At 47.6% G+C, this 26938-nt stretch carries 35 protein-coding genes; 15 read left to right on the top strand and 20 right to left on the bottom strand.

Going from position 1 to position 26938, the window contains the following annotated elements:
- Positions 1-156: 156 nt before the first annotated feature.
- From rplI to rpsF, 4 genes are read right to left on the bottom strand one after another with little or no spacing between them, the layout of a single operon-like run.
- Positions 157-609: a 50S ribosomal protein L9 gene (gene rplI, locus KU855_RS11025; protein WP_218530337.1), complete on the bottom strand. Its 453-nt coding sequence runs from the start codon at positions 607-609 to the stop codon at positions 157-159.
- A 38-nt stretch (positions 610-647) separates the two neighbouring features.
- Positions 648-872, bottom strand: coding sequence for a 30S ribosomal protein S18 (gene rpsR / locus KU855_RS11020; protein ID WP_140930907.1), 225 nt, complete (start codon positions 870-872; stop codon positions 648-650).
- Positions 873-884: 12 nt separating this feature from the next.
- The gene (priB, locus tag KU855_RS11015) at positions 885-1190 is read right to left on the bottom strand and encodes a primosomal replication protein N (protein ID WP_218530336.1); all 306 of its coding nucleotides are present in this window, start codon (positions 1188-1190) and stop codon (positions 885-887) included.
- Between the two features lie 8 nt (positions 1191-1198).
- Complete coding sequence (rpsF, locus tag KU855_RS11010) at positions 1199-1597, bottom strand: 30S ribosomal protein S6 (protein WP_218530335.1); 399 nt, start codon at positions 1595-1597, stop codon at positions 1199-1201.
- A gap of 250 nt (positions 1598-1847) precedes the next feature.
- On the opposite strand from rpsF, the gene KU855_RS11005 reads away from it, so the two are divergent.
- Positions 1848-2597, top strand: a complete 750-nt coding sequence (locus tag KU855_RS11005) for a YdiY family protein (RefSeq protein ID WP_218530334.1) — start codon at positions 1848-1850, stop codon at positions 2595-2597.
- Between the two features lie 51 nt (positions 2598-2648).
- Here the strand turns inward: KU855_RS11005 and rlmB are convergent, their stop codons facing one another.
- The 8 genes from rlmB to zapE all read right to left on the bottom strand — a co-directional run bounded on the left by rlmB (position 2649) and on the right by zapE (position 10695).
- Positions 2649-3389 (bottom strand): 23S rRNA (guanosine(2251)-2'-O)-methyltransferase RlmB, encoded by a 741-nt coding sequence (gene rlmB / locus KU855_RS11000; protein WP_218530333.1) that lies wholly within the window; start codon positions 3387-3389, stop codon positions 2649-2651.
- A 14-nt stretch (positions 3390-3403) separates the two neighbouring features.
- Positions 3404-5848 carry a ribonuclease R gene (rnr, locus tag KU855_RS10995; RefSeq protein WP_218530332.1) on the bottom strand — a complete coding sequence of 815 codons (2445 nt, stop codon included), beginning with the start codon at positions 5846-5848 and terminating at the stop codon, positions 3404-3406.
- A 39-nt stretch (positions 5849-5887) separates the two neighbouring features.
- Complete coding sequence (locus KU855_RS10990; protein ID WP_218530331.1) at positions 5888-6523, bottom strand: tetratricopeptide repeat protein; 636 nt, start codon at positions 6521-6523, stop codon at positions 5888-5890.
- A 103-nt stretch (positions 6524-6626) separates the two neighbouring features.
- Positions 6627-7922 carry an adenylosuccinate synthase gene (locus KU855_RS10985; RefSeq protein ID WP_218530330.1) on the bottom strand — a complete coding sequence of 432 codons (1296 nt, stop codon included), beginning with the start codon at positions 7920-7922 and terminating at the stop codon, positions 6627-6629.
- Between the two features lie 66 nt (positions 7923-7988).
- Positions 7989-8177, bottom strand: coding sequence for a DUF2065 domain-containing protein (locus KU855_RS10980; RefSeq protein ID WP_218530329.1), 189 nt, complete (start codon positions 8175-8177; stop codon positions 7989-7991).
- Between the two features lie 333 nt (positions 8178-8510).
- The gene (gene rpsI / locus KU855_RS10975; RefSeq protein WP_140930891.1) at positions 8511-8903 is read right to left on the bottom strand and encodes a 30S ribosomal protein S9; all 393 of its coding nucleotides are present in this window, start codon (positions 8901-8903) and stop codon (positions 8511-8513) included.
- A 14-nt stretch (positions 8904-8917) separates the two neighbouring features.
- Positions 8918-9349, bottom strand: coding sequence for a 50S ribosomal protein L13 (gene rplM / locus KU855_RS10970; RefSeq protein ID WP_218530328.1), 432 nt, complete (start codon positions 9347-9349; stop codon positions 8918-8920).
- Positions 9350-9588: 239 nt separating this feature from the next.
- Complete coding sequence (gene zapE, locus KU855_RS10965) at positions 9589-10695, bottom strand: cell division protein ZapE (protein WP_218530327.1); 1107 nt, start codon at positions 10693-10695, stop codon at positions 9589-9591.
- A 149-nt stretch (positions 10696-10844) separates the two neighbouring features.
- Here zapE and KU855_RS10960 point away from each other — a divergent pair, with 149 nt between their 5' ends.
- The 3 genes from KU855_RS10960 (at position 10845) to degS (ending at position 13865) form a co-directional block, all read left to right on the top strand.
- The gene (locus KU855_RS10960; protein ID WP_218530326.1) at positions 10845-11180 is read left to right on the top strand and encodes a ZapG family protein; all 336 of its coding nucleotides are present in this window, start codon (positions 10845-10847) and stop codon (positions 11178-11180) included.
- A gap of 150 nt (positions 11181-11330) precedes the next feature.
- Positions 11331-12698, top strand: coding sequence for a DegQ family serine endoprotease (locus KU855_RS10955; protein ID WP_218530325.1), 1368 nt, complete (start codon positions 11331-11333; stop codon positions 12696-12698).
- An 87-nt stretch (positions 12699-12785) separates the two neighbouring features.
- On the top strand, positions 12786-13865 hold the full coding sequence (degS, locus tag KU855_RS10950) for an outer membrane-stress sensor serine endopeptidase DegS (RefSeq protein ID WP_218530324.1): 1080 nt from the start codon (positions 12786-12788) through the stop codon (positions 13863-13865).
- A 1-nt stretch (position 13866) separates the two neighbouring features.
- On the opposite strand, the gene KU855_RS10945 is transcribed toward degS, so the two are convergent.
- From KU855_RS10945 to mlaF, 8 genes are all read right to left on the bottom strand, one after another.
- On the bottom strand, positions 13867-14028 hold the full coding sequence (locus KU855_RS10945; RefSeq protein WP_218530323.1) for a hypothetical protein: 162 nt from the start codon (positions 14026-14028) through the stop codon (positions 13867-13869).
- A 103-nt stretch (positions 14029-14131) separates the two neighbouring features.
- Positions 14132-15397 (bottom strand): UDP-N-acetylglucosamine 1-carboxyvinyltransferase, encoded by a 1266-nt coding sequence (gene murA / locus KU855_RS10940; protein ID WP_218530322.1) that lies wholly within the window; start codon positions 15395-15397, stop codon positions 14132-14134.
- A 9-nt stretch (positions 15398-15406) separates the two neighbouring features.
- Positions 15407-15664 (bottom strand): BolA family protein, encoded by a 258-nt coding sequence (locus KU855_RS10935; protein ID WP_218530321.1) that lies wholly within the window; start codon positions 15662-15664, stop codon positions 15407-15409.
- 36 nt (positions 15665-15700) lie between these two features.
- Positions 15701-15997, bottom strand: coding sequence for a lipid asymmetry maintenance protein MlaB (locus tag KU855_RS10930; RefSeq protein WP_218530320.1), 297 nt, complete (start codon positions 15995-15997; stop codon positions 15701-15703).
- Between the two features lie 3 nt (positions 15998-16000).
- Positions 16001-16651 (bottom strand): phospholipid-binding protein MlaC, encoded by a 651-nt coding sequence (gene mlaC, locus KU855_RS10925; RefSeq protein ID WP_371316354.1) that lies wholly within the window; start codon positions 16649-16651, stop codon positions 16001-16003.
- Positions 16652-16661: 10 nt separating this feature from the next.
- Positions 16662-17129 carry an outer membrane lipid asymmetry maintenance protein MlaD gene (gene mlaD / locus KU855_RS10920; protein ID WP_218530319.1) on the bottom strand — a complete coding sequence of 156 codons (468 nt, stop codon included), beginning with the start codon at positions 17127-17129 and terminating at the stop codon, positions 16662-16664.
- A 22-nt stretch (positions 17130-17151) separates the two neighbouring features.
- Positions 17152-17937, bottom strand: coding sequence for a lipid asymmetry maintenance ABC transporter permease subunit MlaE (gene mlaE, locus KU855_RS10915; protein ID WP_218530318.1), 786 nt, complete (start codon positions 17935-17937; stop codon positions 17152-17154).
- Positions 17924-18736 carry a phospholipid ABC transporter ATP-binding protein MlaF gene (gene mlaF / locus KU855_RS10910; RefSeq protein WP_218530317.1) on the bottom strand — a complete coding sequence of 271 codons (813 nt, stop codon included), beginning with the start codon at positions 18734-18736 and terminating at the stop codon, positions 17924-17926. Before mlaF ends, mlaE begins: the two co-directional genes overlap by 14 nt.
- Positions 18737-19014: 278 nt before the next feature.
- On the opposite strand from mlaF, the gene KU855_RS10905 reads away from it, so the two are divergent.
- The 11 genes from KU855_RS10905 (at position 19015) to KU855_RS10855 (ending at position 26935) form a co-directional block, all read left to right on the top strand.
- Positions 19015-19977: a calcium/sodium antiporter gene (locus tag KU855_RS10905; protein WP_218530316.1), complete on the top strand. Its 963-nt coding sequence runs from the start codon at positions 19015-19017 to the stop codon at positions 19975-19977.
- A 36-nt stretch (positions 19978-20013) separates the two neighbouring features.
- A complete protein-coding gene (locus KU855_RS10900) occupies positions 20014-20991 on the top strand; it encodes a KpsF/GutQ family sugar-phosphate isomerase (protein ID WP_218530315.1) in 978 nt (325 codons plus the stop codon).
- Positions 20992-20994: 3 nt separating this feature from the next.
- Entirely contained in the window at positions 20995-21543 is a 549-nt protein-coding gene (gene kdsC / locus KU855_RS10895) for a 3-deoxy-manno-octulosonate-8-phosphatase KdsC (protein WP_218530314.1), read from the top strand.
- The gene (lptC, locus tag KU855_RS10890; RefSeq protein ID WP_218530313.1) at positions 21540-22100 is read left to right on the top strand and encodes an LPS export ABC transporter periplasmic protein LptC; all 561 of its coding nucleotides are present in this window, start codon (positions 21540-21542) and stop codon (positions 22098-22100) included. The genes kdsC and lptC overlap by 4 nt, the downstream gene beginning before the upstream one ends.
- The gene (gene lptA / locus KU855_RS10885) at positions 22087-22677 is read left to right on the top strand and encodes a lipopolysaccharide transport periplasmic protein LptA (RefSeq protein WP_218530312.1); all 591 of its coding nucleotides are present in this window, start codon (positions 22087-22089) and stop codon (positions 22675-22677) included. Before lptC ends, lptA begins: the two co-directional genes overlap by 14 nt.
- A complete protein-coding gene (lptB, locus tag KU855_RS10880) occupies positions 22677-23408 on the top strand; it encodes an LPS export ABC transporter ATP-binding protein (RefSeq protein WP_218530311.1) in 732 nt (243 codons plus the stop codon). The genes lptA and lptB overlap by 1 nt, the downstream gene beginning before the upstream one ends.
- A gap of 104 nt (positions 23409-23512) precedes the next feature.
- The gene (locus tag KU855_RS10875; RefSeq protein ID WP_218530310.1) at positions 23513-25060 is read left to right on the top strand and encodes an RNA polymerase factor sigma-54; all 1548 of its coding nucleotides are present in this window, start codon (positions 23513-23515) and stop codon (positions 25058-25060) included.
- Positions 25061-25088: 28 nt separating this feature from the next.
- Positions 25089-25376 (top strand): ribosome hibernation promoting factor, encoded by a 288-nt coding sequence (hpf, locus tag KU855_RS10870; RefSeq protein WP_218530309.1) that lies wholly within the window; start codon positions 25089-25091, stop codon positions 25374-25376.
- A gap of 2 nt (positions 25377-25378) precedes the next feature.
- Positions 25379-25822, top strand: coding sequence for a PTS IIA-like nitrogen regulatory protein PtsN (gene ptsN / locus KU855_RS10865; RefSeq protein ID WP_218530308.1), 444 nt, complete (start codon positions 25379-25381; stop codon positions 25820-25822).
- A complete protein-coding gene (rapZ, locus tag KU855_RS10860) occupies positions 25819-26673 on the top strand; it encodes an RNase adapter RapZ (RefSeq protein WP_218530307.1) in 855 nt (284 codons plus the stop codon). The genes ptsN and rapZ overlap by 4 nt, the downstream gene beginning before the upstream one ends.
- Complete coding sequence (locus tag KU855_RS10855) at positions 26660-26935, top strand: HPr family phosphocarrier protein (protein WP_218530306.1); 276 nt, start codon at positions 26660-26662, stop codon at positions 26933-26935. Before rapZ ends, KU855_RS10855 begins: the two co-directional genes overlap by 14 nt.
- Positions 26936-26938 lie beyond the last annotated feature (3 nt).

Genomic DNA, 26938 nt, shown 5'->3' with positions numbered 1-26938 from the left:
GATTGATATGAGTACGCGCCAAAGCTTCTGAAAGTTGCATAAAAAAATCCGATGACAAGGGGTCATCGGATTTTGATCCTTTCAGTGAGATCGTCAAGCGATCTGTCTTAACTGATCGGCATTACCGCCGAGGCGGTGTTTTTTTGTCAGTGTTAATTAAGCTTCTGCAACAACAGTCACTTTAACAACAGACTTAACTTCGGTGTGCAGCTGAACTTCAACTTCGAAGTCACCAGTGTTGCGCAGAGCGCCCAATGGCAGACGGACTTCAGCTTTAGCCAGAGCAACGCCAGCAGCAGTTACTGCATCAGCGATGTCACGGTTGCCAATTGAACCGAACAGCTTACCTTCATCGCCAGCTTTAGAAGCAATAACAACTGCTCCCAAGGCAACGATTTGTTCAGCGCGTTCGTTAGCAGCAGTTAATTCTGCAGCCAATTTAGCTTCCAGATCAGCGCGGCGTGCTTCAAACACTTCGGTGTTAGCAGCGTTAGCTACAACTGCTTTGCCTTGTGGCAGCAGGTAGTTACGAGCATAACCGGCTTTAACAGTAACTTGGTCACCCAGGTTGCCCAGGTTCGCGATTTTATCAAGCAAAATAACGTTCATTATCAATTCCTCTAAATATGACTAGGAGTCAATACCGATTACTGAAGATCAGTGTACGGCAGCAGTGACAGATAACGAGCACGCTTGATAGCGCGAGCCAATTGACGCTGGTATTTAGCGCTAGTACCAGTGATACGGCTAGGAACGATTTTACCGCTCTCAGTGATGTAGTTTTTCAGTGTAACAATATCTTTGTAATCGATCTCAGTAACACCTTCAGCGGTGAAACGGCAGAACTTACGACGACGGAAATAACGTGCCATGTTGACAGTCTCCTAAGATTTCAATTCGACATTTTCAGCGTGAAGCACCAAACGGTTTTGACCATTTCGGCTTTGCTGCAGGTTAATAAATCCCTGCACCTCGATCTCCACACCGGCTTTGAGTTTGTCTGCAACGCTTAAAAAGCGTTCTCCACTTAAAATCACCTGAATCTGGCAATAGACATTGCGCAACATTTCGGCTTGATAACGCTGAGACTTATGTTCCAGTGTTAACACCCAGTGGCTAATACCGCCGGGACTGTCAAATTGTCTAGAGCGCACTATGCTCCCAGACATAGACAGATGATTCAGTGACACAGATAAACTTACTCAGCAGATTCTTCAGCGTTTTCAGTAACTTCTTCAGCGCGGTCAGAAGAGAAAGAACGACGTGCGTCGCGCTCATCTCTGGCCTTAGCCATTGGAGAAGCTTCAGTGATGGCTGCTTTAGTACGCATTACCATGCTACGCAGAACGGCGTCGTTGAAACGGAAAGCAGTTTCCAGTTCTTCGATTACTGCAGCAGTTGCTTCTACGTTCATCAGAACATAGTGAGCTTTATGCAGGTCTTGAATTGGGTAAGCCAGTTGACGACGGCCCCAATCTTCCAGACGATCGATCTTGCCGTTAGCTTCGGTGATTAAACCAGTGTAACGCTCGATCATGCCTGGTACTTGTTCACTTTGATCTGGGTGAACCATAAATACGATTTCGTAATGACGCATTTATTGCTCCTTACGGTTAGGTAGCCTCGGTTTTGGCTCAGTCGGACCAATTGGAGGCAAGGAACGAAATATAGTGACTGATTAAGGAGCGCGATAGTACAAAAACGCCGCCATAAACTCAAGCATTAATCGCTATTTGCCAAAAAATGCTGCTTTGCGACCCGTCACTAAATCGGTATTATGGGCCTCGATAAATCGGTTTACGCCTTGCCTAGATGGTATAAAGCCTCACTAAAACAAGAAAACATCTATGCCTAATTCATTTAAATTATTGTTAGTACTTCCCATATTCTCGGCGCCAGCGCTGGCATTAGTGCCGCCAGACTATCAAGAACCACCGAGTGATTTTACGGCCGAAATAGAGGCTGGCTTTCAGCTCAATACCGGTAACACTGAGTCCAGCAGCTTTAATGGCCGTACCAAACTGGTTTACGACACCATTAACGCTAAGCAAATAGCGACCGTAAAAGCCTATTTTTCATCAGACTCCAATACCACCACCGCCGAAAAGTATGACTTTCAATTCCAGTCAAACTACAAATTGAATGGTGGCTACGTGTTTGGCCGCGGCGACTTTACTTGGGATAAATTTGGCTCGTACACTGAGATCATCACAATATCAAGCGGTTATGGCTTTGACGCCATTAAATTGCGTAACACCAAACTGAGTTTAGAAGTGGGCCCAGGTTATCGATATAACTTGCCATTTGTGGCCGATACCAGCCAAGGTCAGGCCATCGCTGAACGTGATTTTATTTTACGAACGGCGGCTAAATTTGAGCAAAAATTCCATGAGTATTCGAGCATGGGTGCCGATCTGACCGCGGAAGTGGGGGAAAATAACAATACCCTCGCACTCGACATGGGTTATAAGAACACCATGTTTCAAGACTGGGCTTTTAAAGTCGGTGTCAATGTGAAATACACTGAGGTAGTGCCTGAGGGCACCAAACAAACAGACACCATCACCACCTTTAATTTGCTCTATACCTTCCAATAAAAAAGATGAGCGTGGCTCATCTTTTTTAGTGAATCATCTCAAGGGGTACAATTAAGCTAAACGCTGACGCACCGCTTCAAACAAGCAAACCCCGGTCGCAACCGATACGTTTAAGCTTGATACACTGCCCGCCATTGGAATGGAAATTAAGCTGTCACAAGCTTCACGAGTTAACCGGCGTAAGCCTTTACCCTCAGCGCCCATCGCAATGGCTAATGGCCCAGTTAAATCGGCTTGATACAAGGTGCCATCGGCTTCACCGGCGGTACCTATGATCCATATGCCCTTATCTTGCAAATAGCGCATGGTGCGCGCTAAGTTGGTCACTTGGAATAATGGCACGATTTCAGCAGCACCGCAGGCCACTTTAGTCACAATCGAAGTAATACCGACCGAGTTGTCTTTAGGGACGATAATCCCCTGAACACCGGCAGCGTCAGCATTACGCAAACACGCCCCAAGATTATGAGGATCGGTAACACCGTCGAGGATCAACAAGAAAGGTTTTTCTGTTGCTTTCAATAACGCCTCTAAATCATGCTCACTTAACACCTTCGCGGGTTTGACGCGCGCAACGATCCCTTGGTGTTGACTGCTGCCAGTCTTGTCATCCAGCACCTTACGTGACATTTGCTGTAATGACACACCATACTCTTGAGCTCTGGCAATCAGTGGCGTTACCCGCTCATCGACTCGACCTTGTAACAGATATAACTCTAATACCCGCTCAGGGTGGTTTTCTAACACTGAGCCGACGGCATGGATACCGAATACTAATTCTTGCTTCTTCATTTACTTACAGTCTCTTACTTCTTGCGCTTTGTCTTGGTCGGTTTTTTGGCACGCTTAGGCTTAGCCACAGCTTTCGCCTCGCCACCAGAGCCTTTCGTGGGCGCTTTACGGCGACTCGATGAGCCACGTTTTTTCGATGAAGGCTTGTCTTTAGCCTTGTCTTTACCGACCTCTTTAGCCTTATCCTTAGACCCTTTAGCCAATTTGGCACCTTCTAAATTAACCCGCTCACGCGCGGTCAACTTATTGGCTGGCTTGCGGCGACGGCTACCTGCGACTTCGCCTTCCATCAATAAATCAATTTGTCGATCATCTAAGTTGACCGCCGCCACCTTAACGGTGACCGCATCACCGAGTTGGTAAATTTGACCGCTGGCTTCACCTACCAAGCGCTGACGCATTGGATCGTATTGGTAATAATCGCTGCCCAGACTTGAAATGTGCACTAAGCCATCAATAAACAAGTCGTTGAGGCGGACAAATAAGCCAAAACTGGTGACCGACGCGATCACGGCCTCAAAGGTATCTCCCACGTGATCTTGCATGAATTCGCATTTAAGCCAATCACTCACATCGCGCGTCGCCTCATCGGCACGTCGCTCGGTGTTAGAACACTCTTCACCGAGTTTATCTAACTCATCTAGTTGGTAATGGTAACCGCCATCACGGGTCCACTTTTCATCAGCATTGGCCTGCTCTTTCGCCAGTAAATAGCGGATCACCCGATGTAAGATCAAATCGGGGTAACGACGGATAGGCGAGGTGAAATGCGAATAAGCCTCGAGCGCTAAGCCAAAGTGGCCCTCATTATCAGGGGTGTACACGGCTTGTCGCATCGAACGTAAGAGCATGACTTGGATCAGTTCAGCATCTGGGCGACCCGCCAGCTTTTCCATCAATGCCTGATAATCTGCAGGCGTTGGCTCTAAGCCACCATCCATACTTAAGCCGCGTTCGGCTAAGAACTCTTTGAACTGGGTCAGCTTTTGTTCAGATGGAGCATCATGTACCCGATATAACACTTCACCTTTGTGTTTTTTAACAAACGCGGCAGACGCGACGTTAGCTAAAATCATGCATTCTTCGATGATTTTATGCGCTTGGTTTCGACCTCTTGGCACGATTTTATCAATCTTGCGATCCGCGTTGAAAATAAACTGGGTTTCTAAGGTTTCAAACGCAATTGCGCCGCGCTGTGCCCGTTGTTCATCCAGCACTAAATACAGATCTTGTAATGTCTTTAAATGGGGGAACAATGCTTGATGCTCAGGCGCAATCTCACCACCTTCAAGCATTGCGGCCACTTGGGTGTAGGTAAAGCGCGCGTGGGAATGCATGACCGCGGGGTAAAACTTGTAACCCGACAGCTTACCATTGGCAGAAATCATCATTTCCGCCACCATGCATAACCTATCAACGCCGGGGTTTAACGAACACAAACCGTTAGACAATTTTTCCGGCAGCATCGGGATCACTTGCGATGGGAAGTACACTGAATTCCCCCGTGAGCGCGCCTCAGCATCTAAGGCTGAATCCGTTCGAACATAATGGCTAACATCAGCAATCGCCACCCACAGTCGCCAGCCTCCGCCACGTTTTTTCTCTGCGTAAACAGCGTCATCGAAGTCACGGGCATCTTCGCCATCAATAGTGACTAAAGGCAATTGGCGTAAATCCACTCGGCCTTTTTTATCTTCCTCTGTCACTTCATCGCCAATACGCTTGAGTTTTTTCTCAATGTTGCTCGACCAAGTATGAGGTAAGTCATAATTGCGCAATGCGATTTCGATTTCCATACCCGGAGCTTGCTGCTTGCCCAATACTTCTGTGACTTTACCAGCAGCTTTGATGTAACGGCCTGGGCGGCGAGTTAACTCAACGACGACCACATCGCCATGACGCGCACCAAAGCGATCGTCTTGATCGATCAAAATTTCTTGGGTGATGCGGCGGTCATCAGGCACAACGAATGCCATGCCACAATCCACATAATAACGCCCAACTAAGGCACCTGTTCGTGGTTGCACCAAACGCACAATGCGCGCATCGCGGCCACCTTTTCGGCCAACACCGGCTTTCTGAGCCAGCACCTTATCGCCATGAAAATAGAGCTGCATATCTCGCTCAGAAATAAACAGATCGTCTCCGCCCTCTTCGGGTCGGAAGAAACCATAGCCATCACGATGACCCAGCACAGTGCCAGTCAATAAGTCCATGCGCTCTGGTAAGCCATAACATTGGCCACGGGTAAACACCAACTGACCGTCACGCTCCATCGCGCGCAAACGGCGGCGCAAAGCTTCCAATTGATCTTCGTCGGTTAACTTGAGGGCATCGGCAATGTTTTGCCGAGTTAGGGGCGCAGATTGGCTTTGTAAATAATTTAAAATCCATTCGCGGCTGGCGATTGGGTTTTCGTAATTTTCGGATTCACGCTCAAAATGAGGGTCTTTTATCATTCAATTTCCATTTTGGCCCCGTCGCTATTGCGGGGCATATCAATTACCAACGAGCCGCTGTTGTTGTGCCCTAAATACGGCACTGGCAGGCATTTTGGCTTCTAATTGTTGTAACAATTGCAAGGCTTCAAGCTTGGTTGCGGTATTGGCAAATACCTCATTAAACAACCAGTGGTAACCCATTTCATAATCCATAGGACTACCATACCCCTGCGCCTGTAATCTGACCAGCATAATACGTGCTTGCTGATCACCGTTAGCCGCAGCAGGTAACACAAACTGCACGGCCCTGTGTTTATTTTGGATCACGAATCTACCATCATGATAATACTGAGCTATTTTCACCATGGCTTCACTGCTGCCTTGTTCGGCAGCCATCTGTAAGATGGTCATTCCACGGCGGGGATCGGCGGACACACACACGCCATAATTGAGCATCTCACCCCATAAATACTGATATAAAGGTTGCTTTAGCACCATAGCGCGAGCTTCGATGTCTTGCAATAACTGGCAATCATCGGATTTCACTCGCTGTAAATATTGTTGTTGATGGATCAGAGACAATAATTGCTTATCAGAATAAATATCGACCGCGTCTAATGCCGCATTGGCACTCACCGCAGAAAGCCCTAAACAGCTAAGTGCTAAGATAAATAAGCTAATTTTTCTTACCATGACCCCAGTCTCCAATGTCCATCTCTTTCTAGGTATCGGCCATAGTTGCACATTCTTAATAAAAAAGGCCGCAAATTGCGGCCTTTTTTTGATATCACAGAGCTTAGTTAAATGGGTTAACCAAGATCATGGTCTCATTGCGGTCTGGACCGGTAGAGATGATATCAACAGGCGTTTCGAGCAATTCTTCGATACGCTTGATGTAGTTAATGGCCGCCTGTGGCAACTGCTCAACTGAAGTGGCACCGAAGGTGTTATCACTCCAACCTGGCATAGTTTCATACACAGGAGTCACTAAATCATAGCCTTCTGCCGCTAACGGAGTGGTTTGTGAAATAGTGCCATCAGCATTTTGATAGCCCACACATAACTTCACTTCTTCTAAGCCATCGAGAACGTCAAGCTTAGTTAAACAGAAACCAGTGATGCTGTTGATTTGCACTGCGCGGCGCATGGCCACGATATCTAACCAACCTGGACGACGTTTACGACCAGTCGTCGCACCAAACTCGTGGCCTTTGGTTCCTAAATAATCACCGATTTCATTTCTCAATTCCGTCGGGAAAGGACCTGCGCCCACGCGCGTGGTATACGCCTTAATGATGCCCAGTACATAATCTAAGTGACGAGGACCGAAGCCACTGCCCGTTGCTACACCACCAGCGGTCGTGTTAGACGAGGTCACAAAAGGATAAGTACCATGGTCGATATCCAACAAGGTGCCTTGTGCGCCTTCGAACAGAATGTTATCACCCGCTTTACGCGCTTGATCTAACAGTTCTGCGACGTCCACACACATGCTCTTGAGGTAGTCGGCCAATGCTAATGCATCATCCAAGGTTGTTTGGTAATCAACTGCATCGACGCCATAGTATTCTGTCAGCATAAAGTTGTGATATTTCATCACTTCTTTCAGCTTTTCAGCAAACAGCTCTGCATTGAAGAGATCACCAACACGCAAGCCGCGACGGGAGATTTTATCTTCATAGGCAGGACCGATACCACGACCAGTCGTACCAATGGCATTGTTGCCACGGGCCTGTTCGCGAGCGATATCCAAAGCGCAATGGAAGGGTAGGATCAAAGGACATGCTTCTGAGATCAGCAAGCGCTCCTCAACCGGAACGCCGCGCTCTTTGAGCATAGCGATTTCCTTCATCAGCGCATCTGGTGCAAGCACCACGCCATTACCGATAATGCAAGTGACATTATCACGTAAAATCCCAGACGGAATTAAGTGAAGGACGGTTTTTTCACCATCGATAACCAAGGTATGACCAGCATTGTGGCCGCCTTGATAGCGAACTACATATTTTGCCTGTTCGGTGAGAAGGTCGACAATTTTACCTTTTCCCTCGTCACCCCATTGAGTGCCGAGAACAACTACGTTTTTGCCCATTGTTTGCTGCAAGGTTGCGGTTAAAGCAGGATTTTAACAGATTTTAGGGGGCATAGGGCAAGTGATTTATGAAAAAATAATCAATAAAACTATTCCAGCAGTCACTAATGCCCCGCCAACGCGCTGCAACGCATTGTTTTCCATAGCGGTCAATTCCCGTAGATAATTTCGCCAACGATTGGGAAATAATAATGGCCCAATGCCTTCAATTACCAAAACAATGGCTAACACTAGCATCCACTGACTCAACGTCATCTATGACTCCTCAATTGTCATCTTGGGTTCGAACAATTTCCTAACGTATACGGCGATAGCCACAGAGGGCATTTAATCTTGATGCACATCAGCAGTCAATAACTCAACTGACAGCGCCCAACCTCATTTTCTCAGTCAGGAGGTTATTAATGCTGGCAGCTTGCACCTTGCCTATCACTGCGACGGCGCTGACTGAGCGCAAACGTCTAAAGTCACCCGAGACTGACTCGTTCAGGACTCGCTGTGGGTTATCTGCATGACCGGGACGTAAAACTTAGGCATAAAAAAACCCAGCCATAAGGCTGGGTTTCCAATTCGTACTCGAGCGAAATATTAACGCTTAGAGAACTGAGGTCTACGACGTGCTTTACGCAGACCAACTTTCTTACGTTCAACCTGACGAGCATCACGGGTAACGAAACCAGCAGCGCGCAGTGAAGGACGCATTGCTTCGTCCAGTTGCATCAGAGCACGGGTAATACCGTGACGGATAGCACCTGCTTGACCGGTGATACCACCGCCCTTAACAGTCACATAGATGTCCAGCTTTTCAGTCATTTCTACCAACTCAAGTGGTTGACGAACAACCATACGAGCGGTTTCACGACCGAAATACTGGTCCAGTGGACGCTGGTTAACTACGATGTTACCACTACCTGCAGTTGCGAAAACGCGGGCAGTTGAAGTTTTGCGACGGCCAGTGCCGTAGTACTGAGTTGCAGCCATTTGCTTAATCCCGTTTAGATATCAAGAACTTGAGGTTGTTGTGCAGCGTGGTTGTGCTCTGCGCCAGCGTAAACTTTCAGTTTACGGAACATAGCGCGACCCAGAGGGCCTTTTGGCAACATACCCTTAACTGCCTTCTCGATGATCATTTCTGGCTTGTGAGCTTGCAGCTTTTCAAAGCTGATTTGCTTGATGCCACCTGGGAAGCCTGAATGCGAGTAGTACGTCTTGCCTTTTGCTTTGTTACCAGTAACAGTCACTTTTTCAGCATTAACAACGATGATGTAATCACCAGTGTCAACGTGTGGAGTGTACTCAGCTTTGTGCTTGCCACGCAAACGCAAAGCAATCTCGGTAGCAATACGACCTAAAGTCTTGCCTTCAGCATCAACAACGTACCAGTCACGAGATACAGTTTCTGGCTTAGCAGTAAAAGTAGTCTTCATTTTTACAAAAACCCAAAGTTAAATTCTGTCTCACATGCTATTTGCCAATCAAATAACACGAAGTGTCGCCACCTTACCCCTTCGAGCAAAGTAAGCAAACATGGTTTGTTCCGCCCAATCGGCGGAGTAACGTGGGCAGGCTGCGGATTATAGCCAAGGCTGAGTTAAAAATCACCTGATATTTCACTTAAATTCTAAAAAGATCGGCGATCGCATCGATCCTTTTGTCGCTCGTTAGCTTAGGGTAAATGTGGCAACGCCAAATACTCGTGCGATTGCATTTCTGTTAGGCGCGAGCGGCAACGGCGAAATTCAAAGTTAAGCAAACCATCAGCATAGATGATTTCAAGTGGCACCGCGGCTGAAATAATCAGTTTCACTTGGCGCTCATAAAATTCATCAACCAAAGCCAAAAAGCGCCGAGCAATATCATCACCCGTCGTTTGCGCCCCCATCTGTTCCACATGACTTAGCAGTACCGTATGATACTCTTTTGCCAGCTCCATATAATCTGCTTGGCTGCGGGGACCATCACATAGCGCCCTAAAATCACACCACAACACCCCCTTGGCATGACAACGAATCGACAACATTCGACCTTCAAGCTCAATTGCATTGACAGTGCATTCGGCTTCAGGCGCCAATTTACTAAAATAGTCAGCTAAATTGGCGTCGGCTTGGTTATCCAATGGGAAATGATAAATTTCGGCTTGTTCCAGTGTCCGGAGTCGGTAATCAATGCCGGCATCGACATTCAACACAGTGCAATGTCGATTGATTTGGGCGATGGCAGGCAAAAAACGGGCGCGCTGCAATCCGTTCTTATATAAGTCATCCGGAATAATGTTCGAGGTTGCGACCAACACCACCCCATGATCAAACAAGGCGGTAAATAAGGTGCCAAGTAGCATCGCATCCGTAATGTCAGAGACAAAGAACTCATCAAAGCAAATGACTCGATATCGGCTCGCCATTTCAGCCGCGATGACCAAGAGCGGATCTCGGGTGCCTTTACGGGCGTGAAGATCTTGGTGCAATTGGTGCATAAAACGGTGGAAATGCGCCCTTAATTTAGCCTCAAAGGGTAAGGCTTGATAAAAGGTATCCATTAAGTAGGTTTTACCGCGACCGACCCCACCCCACAAATAGAGCCCCTGGATACTCTGGCGTTGACGCCAACCCAGCTTATATTGCCATTGTTGTAATAACCCCGGCGCTTGACGATTCAACAAGGCTTGATAGACAGCTTCTAAGGCGATCACGGCTTGTTCTTGCGCGGCATCATGACTAAAGTCATCACGCAGTAAATCTTGCTGGTAATGTTGTAAAGGCGATAATTGAGACACGTTACATCCTGTCGTTGGTCACTGGAAAAAATCATACCATGGTCGCTGATTTTTGCATCTATTGTTGCTGCACAACCCTCGCGGATATCACTGACAAGCGGTGTCGATTCTGGCACAATCGTCACTTAGCCATTATTAAAGGAATCGATATGGAATTAGCGCTTTTATTGGCCGCATTTGTCATGGGTATTTGCGTCGGCGCCCTCGGTCGCCAACTCTTATCAAAAACGCCCAATGCCCAACAGAGTCAAAAACAAGTTGAACAGGCCACCCTCGAATTGAATCAATATCGCCAAGAGGTATCGGATCAATTTGTTGAGCACAATCAGTTGCTCGCCGGCCTCTCTGAGCAAATCAACAAGCTCAACATTCATTGGGATCAAGCGGCCAAGCAATTGGATCTTGAGGCCGAGGCCGAAATCAAGCCCTTAGCCCAACTAACAACCCAAGGCATAAGCCCCCAGGAGCCGACTCAGCCAGCGTAACCACATATTTTGCTTATAAATGAACTTTTTAATCAGCTATTACTCATAATTTAGAGACGATACATAGTTGAAATTTAAATCGACTTTTTGTATTTATATCGCGATTGCTTTGGGTTCATTTATTGCAAATACATAGGGAGTGTTACGTCGATGAAGACATCGTTATCTTTAGTTTCAGCCACACTTGCCGCCACCTTATTAAGTGCGAGCGTTGGCTTAGTGGCTGTCCCAGCCAACGCCGCCTTGCCGACCATTGTCGATGGCCAAGTATTACCTAGTCTGGCACCTATGCTCGAGCGAACCACGCCTGCGGTCGTTTCAGTTGCCGTGTCGGGAACGCAAGTGTCAACCCAACAAGTTCCTGACGTTTTTCGCTATTTCTTCGGCCCCAATGCCCCGCAGCAACAAGTGCGCGAACGCCCGTTTCGAGGCTTGGGTTCTGGGGTGATTATTGATGCCGATGAAGGTTATATCATTACCAATAACCATGTCATTAATGGTGCCGACAATATCATGATCGGATTACATGATGGCCGCGAAGTCGAAGCGAAATTAGTCGGCAATGATGCCGAATCTGATATCGCACTATTACAAATTGATGCCGATGATCTCGTCGCCATCAAGGTAAGTGATTCCAATACCCTCAGAGTCGGCGATTTTGCCGTTGCCATTGGCAATCCGTTTGGTTTGGGGCAAACCGTTACCTCAGGCATTGTCAGCGCCCTTGGTCGCAGCGGCCTTGGCATCGAAATGCTCGAGAACTTTATTCAAACCGACGCCGCCATTAATTCAGGTAATTCCGGCGGCGCCTTGGTGAATCTCAATGGCGAGTTATTAGGCATTAATACCGCCATTGTGGCTCCCAATGGCGGCAATGTCGGCATTGGTTTTGCCATCCCTGCCAATATGGCCTTGAACTTAGTGGAACAAATCATTGAGCACGGCGAAGTGCGGCGCGGCATTTTAGGTATCTCTGGGCGCGATCTGGATAATCAACTGGCCAAAGCCATGGGACTGTCGACTCCGCATGGAGCCTTTGTGGTCGAAGTGCTACCGAAGAGCGCAGCGGCCGATGCCGGCATCCAGGCTGGCGATATCATCACCAGTATTGATGGTCGTAAGATCAAAAGTTTCCATGAGTTACGCGCTCAAGTGGCCACCTTAGGCGCGGGAGCAAACATACGTTTGGGGATTAATCGTGATGGTGACAACGAAACCCTTAAGGTGACCTTAGGCGCAGCGAAAGAAATGAGTACCGCAGCCGTGGCAGAAATGCACCCCATGATGGCCGGTGCCAAGTTTAAAGATATCGCCAAAGGAGTTGAAGTGATTGATGTCGCCCAAGGCTCCCCTGCCGCGATGAGTGGTCTTCAGAGCGGCGATATTATTATTGGAGTCAATCGCGGCAAGGTCGACAACCTCAAACAACTCCAACAAGCCATGAGCAACGCCATTGGCACCACGGCATTGAAAATAGTGCGCGACAAAAATGCCTTATACCTTGTTCTAAGAGGGTAAAAGTCAGTCAGCGGACGTCCTGCGTCCGCTGACTTAACCATCGCTTTCATGGTAGGCTATCGCCACATATTGAAATTGATACTGGCCATGACTTTTAAACACTTATTTATTTACCTGGGTAAAGCCACGCTACTTGGCCTGTTTATGGCAGCCGTTATCCTAACGGTTAATCAGTTATTACCGCACAATGCTTCCCTCAATAACTTATTTGAGCCCCGCAGCAATGGCAATGTCGAATTATCTTTTGCCAAGGCCGTGCGCCGTGCCGCCCCCGCCGTCGTCAATATTTATAGCCTGAGCATTGATAAACGTCAGCCGCTTGGTAACAGCGCCCTTCAGGGGCTAGGCTCCGGCGTCATCATGAGTCAACAAGGTTACATTCTGACTAACTTTCACGTGATTAAACAAGCCGATGAAATTGTAGTGGCATTACAAGACGGCCGTAAATTTACATCGGAAGTGGTCGGTTCGGATCCCGAAACCGATTTATCCGTACTCAAAATTGAAGGCGAAAATTTACCCACTGTGCCTCTTGGGCTATCAACGCCGGCGGAAGTGGGCGATGTGGTATTGGCGATTGGCAACCCCTACAACTTAGGCCAAACCATTACCCAAGGCATTATCAGTGCCACCGGTCGTAACGGTCTTTCCAGTGGTTATCTAGACTTTTTGCAAACCGATGCCGCGATTAATGCCGGTAACTCAGGCGGCGCGCTTATCGACACTAATGGCTCGCTCATTGGCATCAATACGGCCGCCTTTAAAATTGGCGGTGATAACGGCGGCCATGGGATCAACTTTGCTATCCCCATTAAATTGGCCCATAGCATCATGGGAAAATTAATTAAAGACGGACGAGTGATCCGCGGCGCCTTAGGCATTTCAGGTGAGCCCGTGGTGCCTGTGATGGCACAGATCCTAAACTTGCCGAGTCTTAATGGGGTGGTTGTCACCGGAGTCGATCCCAATGGACCTGCCGCTAAAGCAAAATTAAAAGTTCGTGATGTTATCACCCAATACCAGCAAGAGGATGTGCCTGGCGTGGAGATGTTGATGGATAGGATCGCTGAAACTCAACCGGGCAGCCAAGTGACCATGACGCTGATCCGCGATGGTAAGGCGATGGAGTTACCGATTATTATCGGTGAGAAAAATATCACCCCTTAACTTAGTCGTTATTGTGCTGGCTTTTAGGTAAAAATAAACTCCACCAAAATGCCAGCTCAAACACCACACCCAGCACAATTAAGGAAATAGCACTCCAATATTGGCCAAAGCAATACAGAACTAATGCCAGCACCAACAAGCTAAAGCTCGAAATCCATCGCATCCCAATCCCCTATAAAAAGTACTGTTATCAACCTAGTCCAGCTTATGGGTTCTGTAAATAAAAAAACTCGGCAAGCCGAGTTTTCCTGAGAAGCAATAACGCTTTATTTTGCTTTGGTGCGCACGACATGCCCACCTAAGCCTTTAAACTTTTGCTCGATGTGCTCGTATCCGCGGTCGAGGTGATAAATACGGTCAACCACAGTATCACCATCAGCCATCAGCCCAGCAATCACTAAACTCGCAGAGGCACGTAAATCTGTCGCCATCACTTGAGCACCGCTCAAACGCTCAACCCCATGGATAATACAAGTGTGACCTTCGAGCTCCATTTCAGCGCCCATACGCAATAACTCAGGCACATGCATGAAGCGATTTTCAAAGATGGTCTCGACAATCGTGCCCGACCCTGTGGCTAAGGCGTTCAAGACACAAAACTGAGCTTGCATATCGGTCGGGAACCCTGGGTAGGGAACAGTTTTAATATTGACTGCATTAGGACGTTGTCCCTGCATATCAAGTTCAATCCAGTCATCACCACAGCTAATTTTCGCTCCCGCATCTTCAAGCTTAGCCAAGACGGCTTCCAAAGATTTAGGCATGGCGTTTTCGCAGCGAATATGACCGCGAGTCACTGCTGCCGCCACTAAAAACGTTCCGGTTTCAATGCGATCAGGCATTACACGGTAGTGACAGCCATTGAGTTTTTCTACCCCGTGAATGCGGATAGTATCAGTGCCGGCACCGGTGATTTTCGCCCCCATTGCGATTAAGCAGTTGGCTAAATCAGTGACTTCAGGTTCACGAGCCGCATTTTCAATGATGGTTTCGCCATCGGCTAACGCAGCGGCCATCAGTAGGTTTTCAGTCGCGCCAACACTGACCATATCCATAAAGATATGCGCGCCCTTTAAGCGACCGTCAACGCGAGCCTTAACATAACCTTCTTTAACTTCAATGTGCGCGCCCATTTGCTCCAGCCCATGCAAATGCAAGTTGACTGGACGAGCACCAATCGCGCACCCCCCAGGTAAGGAGACATCCGCAGTACCAAAACGGGCCAATAACGGCCCCAAGATTAAGATGGACGCTCGCATGGTTTTCACCAAGTCATAAGGCGCACAAAAATTATCTAATTTATCGGTACGGATCTTGATGACGCCGTCTTGCGCCACATCGACCTCAGCGCCTAAACAGCGCAATAACTTACAGCTGGTATCGACGTCGCGTAACTGTGGGACATTGCTTAATACGAATTCTGATTCAGTCAATACACCTGCCATTAAGATCGGCAGCGCTGCATTTTTTGCACCAGAAATGATGACGCTACCGCTAAGCGCGCCACTGGCTTGAATGGTTAATTTATCCACACTTTCTCTCTAGACTGGCATGTTGAAAACTTTTTCGCGTTTCCATTGTGTCGGCGTGAAAGTTTTAATGGTTAATGCATGTAATTGGCCACTGGTAATGCTATCCATAAGCGGCCCATAAATACTCTGTTGTTGCTTAATTCGGCTCATATTTTCAAAACATTCGCCCACGGCTATCACTTTAAAATGACTACCATCAGTGCTGACATGCACTTCTTCAAGCTGCAGTGTTGCTAACAGCAGCTGTTCGATTTCTTTGCAATCCATTAGATAACCCTTAACTGGTTCGCTTAATACCCTGTATTAGCGCGAATGAAATTGTGACTCTAAATCATACAGACTGAGCAGTTTACTCAGTTGTGGCGAAGGTGCAACCCAAGTCAGTGGTCTTTGTTGCGCGGATCTTAGATGCCACAGTTCAATAAGAAATGCGACGCCAGCGCTATCACTGTACTCAAGTTCAGATAAATTTAGGCTAAGCGCTTGCTCGGCAATCAACTGATGGCGTTGCGGCCAGAGTTCGATGACCTCTTTTTCGGTGAGGCGTCCGCGAATAACGCATTCATCACCCACTACGTCGACACTGACCGCTAGCGACATCGATTAGTTTCCTTTAACGTCAGACTTCAAGGTGATCGGTTTATCGGCCAGTTGATTGAGCTGGGTAATCACAGCATCAATGCCATCACGGCTAATTAACCCCGCCACCTCAGACTCTTTCGACGCCAACAGGCTCACGCCTTCAGCGATCATGTCGATAGCTTTCCAATCGTCATTTTTAAGACGGCGTAACTTAAAGGCAACGGTAATATCAGGGCGCCCAGGCTCAATAATCACCACATCCACAGTCACTATTTTCTCTTGGCTAAAATCCTTTGCTGGCGCAAACGCGATTTTTTGATCGGTATACTCAGTAAAGGCTTGGGCATAAGTAGCCACTAAATATTGTTCAAAGGCGGCCGAAAAAGCGTCTCGTTGCTCCGGTGTCGTTTGACGTAAATACTGACCTAGCACTTTGTAGGAGGCATACCTTGCATCGACATAAGGCATCAGCTCTTCTGTCACTATCACTTTTAAATATTCAGGATCGGCAGCAATCTTCGCTTGATCTTGCTTAAAGCGATCGAAGGTGAGTTGCGCGACCGTCTCGATTAAGCGGTAAGGATTTTGGCTATCGATTGGCGTGGCTTTAGCGCCCAAAGACACCATGAGTATAAAAATCGCGCTGACGGCTTTCAATAATGTAGACATCATTCATCCTCCCTTATTTATCTGATTTACTGTAAAGAAACTGGCCAATCAAGTCTTCAAGGACTAATGCGCCGCGGGTATCATCAATCCGATCGCCATCGGTGAGCATCCCAATGTCCTCATCAATAAACCCTGGGGTTAGCCCTAAAAACTGCTCACCCAATAATCCCGACGTTAAAATCGCCACACTACTGGTTTCAGGGAATTGATTATAGCGATTATCAATCTTAATGGTCACAATCGGCTCCAGTCTTTCAGTGTCAAGCGTGATCCCTGTGACTCGCCCCACTACCACACCGCCAACCTTCACGGGAGAGCGCACCTTCAAGCCACCAATATTATTAAAGCGCGCCTCTAAAGTGTAGCTTTGTTCGCCACTGGTTAAATCCACATTGGCGACTTTCACGACCAGTATCAACAATGCCGCCAGCCCCGCCAACAGAAACAGCCCCACCATGATTTCAATCTTTCGAGTTAACATTTGTCCTATCCCATATTGACAATTAACGTGCAAACATTACGGCTGTCAGTAAAAAATCCAACGCCAGTACCGCTAAGCTCGACTGCACCACGGTTTGGGTCGTCGCTTGACTAATCCCCTCGGGATTTGGTGTGACATGATAACCTCGATATAACGCAATCCAGGTCACTACAATCGCAAACACTAGGCTTTTAATGATGCAATTGACTATGTCTTGCCGCCATTCTACCGCGGCTTGAAGTATCGACCAAAAAGCGCCTTGATCTATGCCTTTCCATTCAACACCAACCAAATGACCACCAAAAATACCCACCGCCGTAAACATCAGCGCTAGTAATGGCATACTGATCACCCCCGCCCAAAATCGGGGGGCGATGACTTGGCGCAAGGGGTCCACGGCCATCATTTCAAGGCTAGACAATTGCTCGGTACTTTTCATCAAGCCGATTTCAGCCGTTAAAGCCGAACCGGCACGCCCCGCAAACAGCAAGGCAGTCACCACCGGACCGAGTTCACGCAATAAACTTAACGCGACCATAGGCCCTAGACTTTCCTCAGTGCCAAAGTCCGCTAACACGGTATACCCTTGTAAGGCCAATACCATGCCAATAAATAAGCCCGACACCAGCACAATCAGCATTGACTGCACCCCGAGCACGTAGATCTGCTTTATCAGTAATGGCGTGCCTTTGGCCACTCGAGGCCAATGAGCGATGGCGCCCCACAGCATCAAGCCCGCGCGACCAAATCCGGCAATTTGATTAATGGCGTAACGGCCAATGGCGGCTATCGAATCAAGCATCGACATGGGTGAGCTCCTGCAAATAATCTTGCGCCGGAAAATGAAACGGCACTGGCCCATCGGGTTGGCCATGCAAAAACTGTTGGAGTTTGGCATTGTCTGCTTGGCGTAATTGCGCCGGCGTTCCTTCAGCAATAATGGTTTTGTCAGCCACAACATACACATAATCGGCAATCGACATGACTTCATCTACGTCATGACTCACCACCACAGACGTTAAATTCAGTGAACTGGAGAGGTCACGGATCAGCTTGACCAAGACGCCCATGGAAATAGGATCTTGGCCGGCAAACGGTTCATCATACAGCACCATTTCAGGCTCCATCGCTATCGCCCGCGCGAGCGCTGCTCGCCGTTGCATGCCACCAGATAACTCATTAGGGAATAGTTGCGCCGCGCCGCGCAGGCCAACCGCTTCCAACTTCATTAACACGATTCTGGCAATTATGGTTTCTGGTAACCCTGAATGCTCTCGCAAGCCAAACGCGACATTATCGAACACATTCATGTCGGTAAATAAGGCGCCGCTTTGAAACAGCATGCTCATCCGCCGCCGCACTTGGTATAATTTCTGGCGTGATAACTGATGAATGTTGTCACCATCGAACATCACTTCGCCGCGTTCAGGAGTTAACTGCCCAGCTATCAGTTTTAATAAGGTGGTTTTACCAATACCACTTGGGCCCATGATAGCCGTCACTTTGCCCCGAGGAATCGTCAAGTTGAGGTTGTCAAAAATAAGGCGTTGACCGCGACTGAAACTCAGACGTTTGACTTCAACGAGTGGCGTTGAGAGTTGTGGCATATGGCATCCTAACGAAAATTAATATCCATGGTGTGGCGCTGTCATGAGCCTGACCTCACCCCACTCCCAAAATGATAAGTGACTGCAATCGATGCATTCCAGTCTTGATGCCGGGCAATTAGCGAGTACCAGTACCGGTGCTCGGCAAAAAACAGACTAAATTGTACGAAAATGCCCGCTGAAGCACAACCAAGTCACCACTCTGCTACAGCAACACTTTTAATTTGCACCAAATCCAGCGAAAATGCTCCCATAACTCCAATAATCATTGTTATTAAATGTTATTTAATCTTTTGCTGCTAGCCGTCGGCCTCGGTCTCTTAGTATGGAGCGCGGATAAATTTGTGTATGGCGCCGCCGCCTTTGCTCGTAACTTAGGGCTACCACCGATGCTGATTGGTCTCACCATCGTCGCGATGGGCAGCTCGGCCCCAGAAATGTTTGTGGCGGCCAGCGCATCCATGAATGGCATGGCCAACACCGCCATTGGTAATGTGCTCGGTTCGAATATTGCGAATATTACCCTGATTTTAGGGATCACGGCCCTGTTTGGTGCTATTGCAGTTAGCTCACAAACGCTTAAGCGCGAAATCCCTATGATGCTGGGCGCCACAGTACTGGCCGGATATTTACTGTATGATGGCGAACTTAGTCGCACTGACGGTGGCCTGCTCTTGTTGCTGTTTGTCACTCTGATGGCTTATTTGATTTGGCATGGGATCAATAAAAGAAACGCCGATAGCTTGGCAGAAGATGCCGAGGCTGAAATCCCCACAGGGGTATCCACCAAGGTCACGTTGTTTTGGATTGTTTTGGGCATCATTTTGCTCCCCTTATCTGCCGACTGGATGGTCGATGGTGCCGTCGGGATTGCCCAAGCCTTCGGGATGTCAGATTTAGTGATAGGCCTGACGATCATCGCCGTCGGCACCAGTTTGCCAGAATTAGCAGCCTGTATTGCTGGCGTGCTAAAAAAAGAAGATGACTTGGCCATCGGAAATATCGTCGGCTCAAATTTATTCAACATTTTAGCGGTATTAGCCATTCCCGGCTTACTGGCGCCTGGGACTATTGATGCTATGGCCAATAATCGCGATATTTATATGGTGTTAGCCAGCAGCAGCGCCTTAGCTATTTTGGTATTACTTAGCGGTAGTCGCCAGCAACTTCGACCTTGGCATGGCGCCCTACTACTTATATCGTTTGTCGGCTACCAAGCATTGGTACTGAGCTCACATTAATGCTCTCCCTAAGGGCAAGAACTAAGAGAAACCGTTATGACTGATGAACATCAATGGCGACAATGGGGCCGCAAGGTCATCGATATCGAGAAAAGCGCCTTAGATAACCTCTATCAATTTGTCGACTCGAGTGAATTTGCCAAGGCGTGTAACATGCTGGTGAACTGTCAGGGTAAAGTCATCGTTATGGGCATGGGTAAATCCGGTCATATTGGTAATAAAATCGCATCAACATTGGCCAGTACAGGCACTGCGGCGTTTTTTGTGCACCCAGGCGAAGCCAGTCATGGCGATTTAGGCATGATTACCGAGCATGATGTCATCATTGCTATTTCCAACTCGGGGGAAGCCAGTGAAATTTTAACTTTGATGCCCGTCATTAAGCGATTTGGCATTGATGTGATTGCGATTACCGGTAAACCCGAATCCACCATGGCAAAATTAAGCAGCTTGCATCTTTGCATACAAGTACCAGAAGAAGCCTGCCCGCTGGGGCTAGCACCGACATCAAGCACCACCGCGACACTGGTGATGGGCGATGCCTTAGCCGTGGCGTTATTGCAAGCCAAACGCTTCACTCGTGATGATTTTGCACTGTCCCACCCCGGTGGCAGTTTAGGGCGGAAGTTGTTACTTAAAGTCGCTGACATCATGCATACCGATGAGGATTTACCTAAGGTATTGCCCCACGACATGATCACCAATAGCCTGTATGAAATCAGTAAAAAAGGGCTTGGCATGACGGCGGTGGTCGATAACAACCAAACATTGTTAGGGATTTTTACCGACGGTGACTTACGCCGTATCATAGATGCCGACGTTGATTTGCGTCATACTGAAATTGGTCAAGTGATGACCAAGAATTGTGTCACGGTCAAAGCTGATATCCTGGCTGCCGGTGCACTCAAGATTATGGACACCCGAAATATCAATGGCCTGATCGTAGTTGACGACCAACAACGCGCCATCGGAGCCTTAAACATGCTCGATTTAGTCAAGGCTGGAGTAATTTAACTAATGCAACAAACTTTCTACGGACCGATAGCGCAATCGGTATGGGAAAAAGCCGCCAAAGTGAAGCTATTGATTTGCGATGTCGACGGTGTCTTTTCTGACGGTCGCATTTATTTAGGTAATCAGGGCGAAGAACTCAAAGCATTTCATACCCGCGATGGTTATGGCATTAAATCCTTACTCTCTGTCGGCGTGCAGGTAGCGGTGATCACTGGCCGTCAGTCGCACATTGTCGAACAGCGAATGTCCGCATTGGGAGTCGAGCATATCTATCAAGGGGTTGATGATAAACTGATGCCCTTTAACGAACTATTAGCCAAGCTAGATGTGAGCGCCGATGAAGTGGCCTACATTGGTGATGACGTTGTTGATTTGCCAGTGATGCAACATGTTGGATTATCAGTGTGTGTGGCCGATGGCCATCCTTATGTTAAACAACAAGCGACCTGGGTCACCAATACTCATGGGGGGCACGGGGCCGTGCGCGAACTGACTGACTTACTACTGTTAAGCCAAGACAAATTTCAACTATCCCATGGTATGAGCGTATGAATCGGGTCACCTTGGCCATTGTCTTATTTTTCAGTGCCGCACTGATCTTATATTGGCAAGTGCAAGTGAAGCGTTCGGCCAAAGACAGCCAAGCCGCGTCGAGCTTAATTCAACCTGACTTTGTTGCCGATGATTTAAAAAGTGTCGAATTTACTGAATCAGGCAAGGTCAGCAGTCGCGTCAGTGCCAGTCATATGGAGCACTACAATCAGACCCAAATGACTTACTTCACCAACCCAGTGTATCAAGTCTACCCTGACACTGGCGAGGGCCAATGGCACCTCTATGCCAGTCAGGGCAGTTTAGATAAGCTCTCGGGCAAGGTAGTATTAGAAAATAATGTTATTATTGACGCCATTGAACCCAATGAGCCCATTCAAAGACTGACCACCAGTTATTTAGAATTGGATCTCAACACTATGATTATGACCTCTGATGAACCTATATATATCAAAGGATCAGGTTTTACGGTGACAGGTAAAGGCCTCTACGCTGACTTAAATACCCAAACTATTGAGCTGAAAAGCCAGATAGAAGGAACATATGAACCTAAATAAATCGATCATCACCCTCATGCTATGTGGTCTAAGCATGGGTGCGATTGCCAATACAGACTCGCTGACCCAAGAAGTAAAAATTGATGCGGCACGTCAGTTTGCTGATATCAAAAATAAGCGTGTGATTTATTATGGCCCGGTTGTGGTCACCCAAGGCACGATTAAAATTGACGCCCAAGAGCTCAGTGCCAGCAGTAATATTGAAGATGGTGCCACCATTTTAGTGGCCCATGGCTCGCCAGCGACTTACTCGCAATTGCTTGAAAATAACTTACGCGCAACTGCCAGTGCCGATGAAATTCAATACAACATCAGTAAGCGCATCATGACATTAATTGGCAACGCCAGTATCGAACAAGATGGCAGCAAGGTCAGCGCCGAAAAAATTATTTACAATATTGAAAAGCAACAATTGGTGGCCGAAGGCGACAAGCAAAAAGATGACCGAGTGATCACCATCATTAAACCCGAAAGCTTTCAAGACCAAGTGCCCGCAAAAGATGTCGGCAAGCTTAAACAAGAGATCAAATCAACGACCTCTAACAAACCACCCGTTTCTGAGGAGCAGCCGCGATAATGACTACCTTGACTCTCAAGGCCGAGCATCTCGCCAAAAGCTACAAAAGCCGCCAGGTCGTTAAAGATGTCAGCTTATCCGTCAAAACCGGTCAAATTGTTGGTCTATTAGGCCCCAATGGCGCAGGCAAAACCACCACCTTTTACATGGTGGTGGGGCTCGTGAAAAGCGATAAGGGCAACATTTTTATCAATGATGAAAACCTGACCCAAGATCCGATGCATTTACGTGCCCGAAAAGGCATTGGCTATCTTCCGCAAGAAGCCAGTATTTTTCGTAAACTCACCGTCTACGAAAATATCATGGCGGTATTGCAAACCCGTAAAGAACTCAGCCGTGACGAGCGAGAAGCGCAACTGGAACATTTACTAGAAGAGTTCCATATTACCCATATTCGTGACTCACAAGGTATGTCGTTGTCGGGTGGTGAACGACGCCGAGTTGAAATTGCTCGGGCCTTGGCTGCCAACCCCAAGTTTATTCTGCTCGATGAGCCTTTCGCTGGGGTAGATCCTATTTCGGTTATCGATATTAAAAAAATTATTGAGCAACTGAAAAGTCGGGGTTTAGGGGTACTTATCACTGACCATAACGTACGTGAAACCCTCGATGTATGTGAACATGCTTACATTGTGAGTCATGGTGAACTCATCGCCGAAGGCACTCCCGAAGAAATTCTTGATAACCAACAAGTGCGCGCAGTGTACTTAGGCGAACAATTCAAGCTATAGTTAACAAGAATAAGACGATCAGTGAGAACGCCTTTTGTTTTGTGATATATGCTTATTAATCAGTGTTTTCCATCACAACTCTCATAAGTAGGGATAGCGGTAATATGAAAGCGTCACTCCAGCTTAGACTGGGTCAGCAACTTACCATGACACCTCAATTGCAGCAGGCCATTCGTCTGTTGCAATTATCGTCCATGGAGCTGCAACAGGAAATTCAGCAAGCACTGGAATCTAATCCGCTATTGGAAATGGATGAGGAGCAATTTGACCCCAGCCAAGAGCCGGAAGACCAAGGGAATGAATTTGACGTTACACTTGTCAACGCCACCAATGAACCGAGTGACACGGAAACTGCCAGCGCCAGCGAACCTGAGCATATTGATGCACTGCATGAACCCGATAATGACGGGGATAGTTCTAGCGTAGACACTGCCGACGCCCTTACCCAAGAAAACATGCCCGATGATTTGCCGGTAGACAGTGGCTGGGACGAAGTGTTTACTGCCACCAGCAATACCGGCTCAGGGGCTATCCGCGATGATGACATGCCCTTTCAAGGCGAAACCAGTGAAGGGTTATATGAGCACCTCGAATGGCAAAAAAACCTCACCCCCTTCAGTGATACCGATAACGCCATTGCGACCACCATTATTGAAGCTATCGATGAGCGGGGTTACTTGACTCTGTCGACCGCCGAGATCCTTGAAGCTATCAGTGACGATGACGACATCGAGCTTGATGAAGTCGAAGCCGTACTGAAACGTATTCAGCATTTTGACCCTATCGGTGTTGGCGCAAGAGACTTGCGAGAATGCTTACTCATTCAACTATCACATTTTTCGCCGGCGACGCCTTTTTTGGCTGAAGCTAAGTTGCTGATTGATGAGCATCTGACACTGTTAGCCGCCAAAGATTTTAGGCTGTTGATGCGCAAAACCCGCCTAAAAGAAGATGATCTTAAACAGGCCGTGTTGCTCATTCAAACCCTGAATCCTCGCCCGGGTGCCCTTATTACCCCAAGTAATGACGAGTATGTCATTCCCGATGTGTCTGTCATCAAAAAAAATGGGCGTTGGGTTGTCGAACTGAATCCAGATAATATGCCTAAACTGAATGTAAACCAGCATTATGCGGCGATGGCTCGTACCAGCCGCAATCAAGCTGATAGTCAGTTTATTCGAGGTCACCTGCAAGAAGCTAAATGGTTTATCAAAAGCTTGGAAAGCCGCAATGACACCTTGTTAAAAGTGGCGACCTGCATCGTCGAGTTTCAGCAAGGCTTCTTCGAGTTTGGTGAAGAAGCCATGAAACCTATGGTATTGAATGATATTGCTGAAGCCGTTGAAATGCATGAATCGACGATTTCACGAGTCACGACCCAGAAATATATGCATACCCCCAAGGGTATTTTTGAACTTAAGTACTTTTTCTCCAGCCATGTCGGCACCGATGATGGTGGAGAATGCTCCTCTACGGCCATTAGAGCTTTCATTAAGAAGCTCGTGGCTGCAGAAAACCAAAAGAAACCACTGAGTGACAGTAAAATGGCTCAGCTTTTGGCCGAACAGGGAATAAACGTAGCGAGACGCACCATAGCCAAATACCGAGAGGCTTTGATGATACCGCCATCGAATCAACGTAAGAGTTTATAACCCACCACTTCAATGGAGGCACGTATTTATGCAAATCAATCTGACAGGGCACCACATCGACGTCACTGATTCATTACGCGAGTATGTTGAAAACAAGTTCACAAAGCTTGAACGCCATTTTGAACAGATCAATAATGTGCATGTTGTACTAAATGTTGAAAAAACCCAGCAAATTGCTGAAGCAAAGTTACATGTCAGTGGTGGCGAAATATATGCCACTTCTGAACACCAAGATATGTACGCCGCGATTGACGCCCTGATAGATAAATTAGACCGTCAAGTCATTAAACATAAAGAGAAATTGATAAAACATTAACGATGGAACTTAGTACCATCCTGCGACCAGAGTGCACCACCTGTGCCACTCCGGGCAGTAAGAAAAAGGGGCTTGAGCTAGTCAGCGATTTGGTGGCTGCTCAATACCCCAACCTATCTTCTCAAGAGATTTTCGAAAGTCTTTTAGCTCGCGAGAAAAAAGGTAGCACAGGCATCGGCAATGGCATTGCTATCCCTCATGGTCGCTTAGATGCAATCAGCGAGCCTATCGGCGTGTTAATCAAGTGCCTAACCCCGATCCCATTTGATGCCATTGATAAGCAACCCGTCGATATTGTGTTTGCCCTCTTGGTTCCGAGCGATCAATGCCAACAGCATTTATCCACCTTGGCAGCCATCGCCGAAAAGCTCAGCGATAAGCAAATCCTCAAACAAATTCGAAAAACCGAAGACGAATCTCAACTCTATCAGGTGATCACAGCATGAAATTGGTCATAGTCTCTGGCCGTAGCGGTTCAGGTAAGTCCGTTGCATTACGAGTGTTAGAAGATTTGGGTTATTACTGCGTAGATAACCTGCCACTGTCATTAATCGGCAGTCTTTTAAGCGACTTACAAGAAAGTAACGACAAAGTGGCCATTAGTGTTGATGTGCGCAACCTGCCTGAACAAGAAAAAGTCCTGGAACAGCAACTCAGCAAGTTACCTGTTAGCACAGTGATCACTAGCTTCTTTTTAAATTCTAGCGATCAAGTTTTACTTAAACGCTACAGCGAAACTCGACGTTTGCATCCCCTGTCAAAATCTCAAACATCCTTGAGCGAAGCGATTAAACGCGAAGGCGAGTTGCTTGGGCCTTTGGCTAAGCTGATGGATCATTTTATCGATACCTCCAACTTAACCATTTATGAGTTAAGCGATCAGGTGCGGGAAATATTACTCGGGCGCGTGGAAAAAGAGTTAGTCATCAATTTTGAGTCGTTCGGCTTTAAACATGGCATGCCCACCGAAGCCGACTTCATGTTTGATGTGCGCTTTTTGCCTAACCCCCACTGGGAGCCGGAACTCAGACCATTTACAGGGCTCGATGCGCCGGTACAAGAGTTTCTTGGTCGCCAAGTGCAAGTGAATAAATTTATTTGGCAAATAGAAAACTTGCTCGAAACCTGGTTACCACAACTCGAGCGCAATAATCGCAGTTATTTGACCATTGCCATCGGCTGCACCGGTGGCCAACATCGATCGGTATATGTTGCTGATCAACTAGCCAAGCGCTTCGCTAATAGCAAACACTCGGTTAAGTCGCGTCACCGTGAACTCAACAATGCCAGTGCTTGAACGGCAAGTTACCCTGTGTAACAAGTTGGGCCTACATGCACGACCCGCGACCAAACTGGCCATTTTAGCGAGCGAATATCAAGCCGACATCACCTTAATTCAAGGGGATAAACACGCCTCTGCCGCCAGTGTATTAGGCTTGCTCATGCTCGGCTCTGGCCCGGGAAAGCCACTGTTGATCCGAGCTGAAGGCGAAGATGCCGAAGCCGCGATGGAGGCTATCTGCGCCTTGATTAATGCTCGCTTTGATGAGAATGACTAACAC

This window comes from Shewanella sp. NIFS-20-20, from assembly GCF_019209865.1.
In the GTDB taxonomy this organism is placed as follows: domain Bacteria; phylum Pseudomonadota; class Gammaproteobacteria; order Enterobacterales; family Shewanellaceae; genus Shewanella.
This window is presented reverse-complemented; position numbering and strand designations above follow the sequence as displayed.

Excerpts from the sequence above, each read along its gene's own strand:
- lptA (WP_218530312.1), top strand. The coding sequence starts at position 22,087 with ATGAACCTAAATAAATCGATCATCACCCTCATGCTATGTGGTCTAAGC.
- mlaC (WP_371316354.1), bottom strand. The coding sequence starts at position 16,651 with ATGATGTCTACATTATTGAAAGCCGTCAGCGCGATTTTTATACTCATG.
- mlaE (WP_218530318.1), bottom strand. The coding sequence starts at position 17,937 with ATGTCGATGCTTGATTCGATAGCCGCCATTGGCCGTTACGCCATTAAT.
- rplM (WP_218530328.1), bottom strand. The coding sequence starts at position 9,349 with ATGAAGACTACTTTTACTGCTAAGCCAGAAACTGTATCTCGTGACTGG.
- rnr (WP_218530332.1), bottom strand. The coding sequence starts at position 5,848 with ATGATAAAAGACCCTCATTTTGAGCGTGAATCCGAAAATTACGAAAAC.
- KU855_RS10955 (WP_218530325.1), top strand. The coding sequence starts at position 11,331 with ATGAAGACATCGTTATCTTTAGTTTCAGCCACACTTGCCGCCACCTTA.
- degS (WP_218530324.1), top strand. The coding sequence starts at position 12,786 with ATGACTTTTAAACACTTATTTATTTACCTGGGTAAAGCCACGCTACTT.
- KU855_RS10875 (WP_218530310.1), top strand. The coding sequence starts at position 23,513 with ATGAAAGCGTCACTCCAGCTTAGACTGGGTCAGCAACTTACCATGACA.
- KU855_RS10855 (WP_218530306.1), top strand. The coding sequence starts at position 26,660 with ATGCCAGTGCTTGAACGGCAAGTTACCCTGTGTAACAAGTTGGGCCTA.
- ptsN (WP_218530308.1), top strand. The coding sequence starts at position 25,379 with ATGGAACTTAGTACCATCCTGCGACCAGAGTGCACCACCTGTGCCACT.
- KU855_RS10990 (WP_218530331.1), bottom strand. The coding sequence starts at position 6,523 with ATGGTAAGAAAAATTAGCTTATTTATCTTAGCACTTAGCTGTTTAGGG.
- rpsI (WP_140930891.1), bottom strand. The coding sequence starts at position 8,903 with ATGGCTGCAACTCAGTACTACGGCACTGGCCGTCGCAAAACTTCAACT.
- KU855_RS10980 (WP_218530329.1), bottom strand. The coding sequence starts at position 8,177 with ATGACGTTGAGTCAGTGGATGCTAGTGTTAGCCATTGTTTTGGTAATT.
- mlaD (WP_218530319.1), bottom strand. The coding sequence starts at position 17,129 with ATGTTAACTCGAAAGATTGAAATCATGGTGGGGCTGTTTCTGTTGGCG.
- hpf (WP_218530309.1), top strand. The coding sequence starts at position 25,089 with ATGCAAATCAATCTGACAGGGCACCACATCGACGTCACTGATTCATTA.
- lptC (WP_218530313.1), top strand. The coding sequence starts at position 21,540 with ATGAATCGGGTCACCTTGGCCATTGTCTTATTTTTCAGTGCCGCACTG.
- lptB (WP_218530311.1), top strand. The coding sequence starts at position 22,677 with ATGACTACCTTGACTCTCAAGGCCGAGCATCTCGCCAAAAGCTACAAA.
- mlaF (WP_218530317.1), bottom strand. The coding sequence starts at position 18,736 with ATGCCACAACTCTCAACGCCACTCGTTGAAGTCAAACGTCTGAGTTTC.
- rplI (WP_218530337.1), bottom strand. The coding sequence starts at position 609 with ATGAACGTTATTTTGCTTGATAAAATCGCGAACCTGGGCAACCTGGGT.
- KU855_RS10930 (WP_218530320.1), bottom strand. The coding sequence starts at position 15,997 with ATGTCGCTAGCGGTCAGTGTCGACGTAGTGGGTGATGAATGCGTTATT.
- KU855_RS10945 (WP_218530323.1), bottom strand. The coding sequence starts at position 14,028 with ATGCGATGGATTTCGAGCTTTAGCTTGTTGGTGCTGGCATTAGTTCTG.
- rapZ (WP_218530307.1), top strand. The coding sequence starts at position 25,819 with ATGAAATTGGTCATAGTCTCTGGCCGTAGCGGTTCAGGTAAGTCCGTT.
- kdsC (WP_218530314.1), top strand. The coding sequence starts at position 20,995 with ATGCAACAAACTTTCTACGGACCGATAGCGCAATCGGTATGGGAAAAA.
- rpsF (WP_218530335.1), bottom strand. The coding sequence starts at position 1,597 with ATGCGTCATTACGAAATCGTATTTATGGTTCACCCAGATCAAAGTGAA.
- KU855_RS11005 (WP_218530334.1), top strand. The coding sequence starts at position 1,848 with ATGCCTAATTCATTTAAATTATTGTTAGTACTTCCCATATTCTCGGCG.
- KU855_RS10900 (WP_218530315.1), top strand. The coding sequence starts at position 20,014 with ATGACTGATGAACATCAATGGCGACAATGGGGCCGCAAGGTCATCGAT.
- KU855_RS10935 (WP_218530321.1), bottom strand. The coding sequence starts at position 15,664 with ATGGATTGCAAAGAAATCGAACAGCTGCTGTTAGCAACACTGCAGCTT.
- rlmB (WP_218530333.1), bottom strand. The coding sequence starts at position 3,389 with ATGAAGAAGCAAGAATTAGTATTCGGTATCCATGCCGTCGGCTCAGTG.
- KU855_RS10960 (WP_218530326.1), top strand. The coding sequence starts at position 10,845 with ATGGAATTAGCGCTTTTATTGGCCGCATTTGTCATGGGTATTTGCGTC.
- KU855_RS10985 (WP_218530330.1), bottom strand. The coding sequence starts at position 7,922 with ATGGGCAAAAACGTAGTTGTTCTCGGCACTCAATGGGGTGACGAGGGA.
- rpsR (WP_140930907.1), bottom strand. The coding sequence starts at position 872 with ATGGCACGTTATTTCCGTCGTCGTAAGTTCTGCCGTTTCACCGCTGAA.
- KU855_RS10905 (WP_218530316.1), top strand. The coding sequence starts at position 19,015 with ATGTTATTTAATCTTTTGCTGCTAGCCGTCGGCCTCGGTCTCTTAGTA.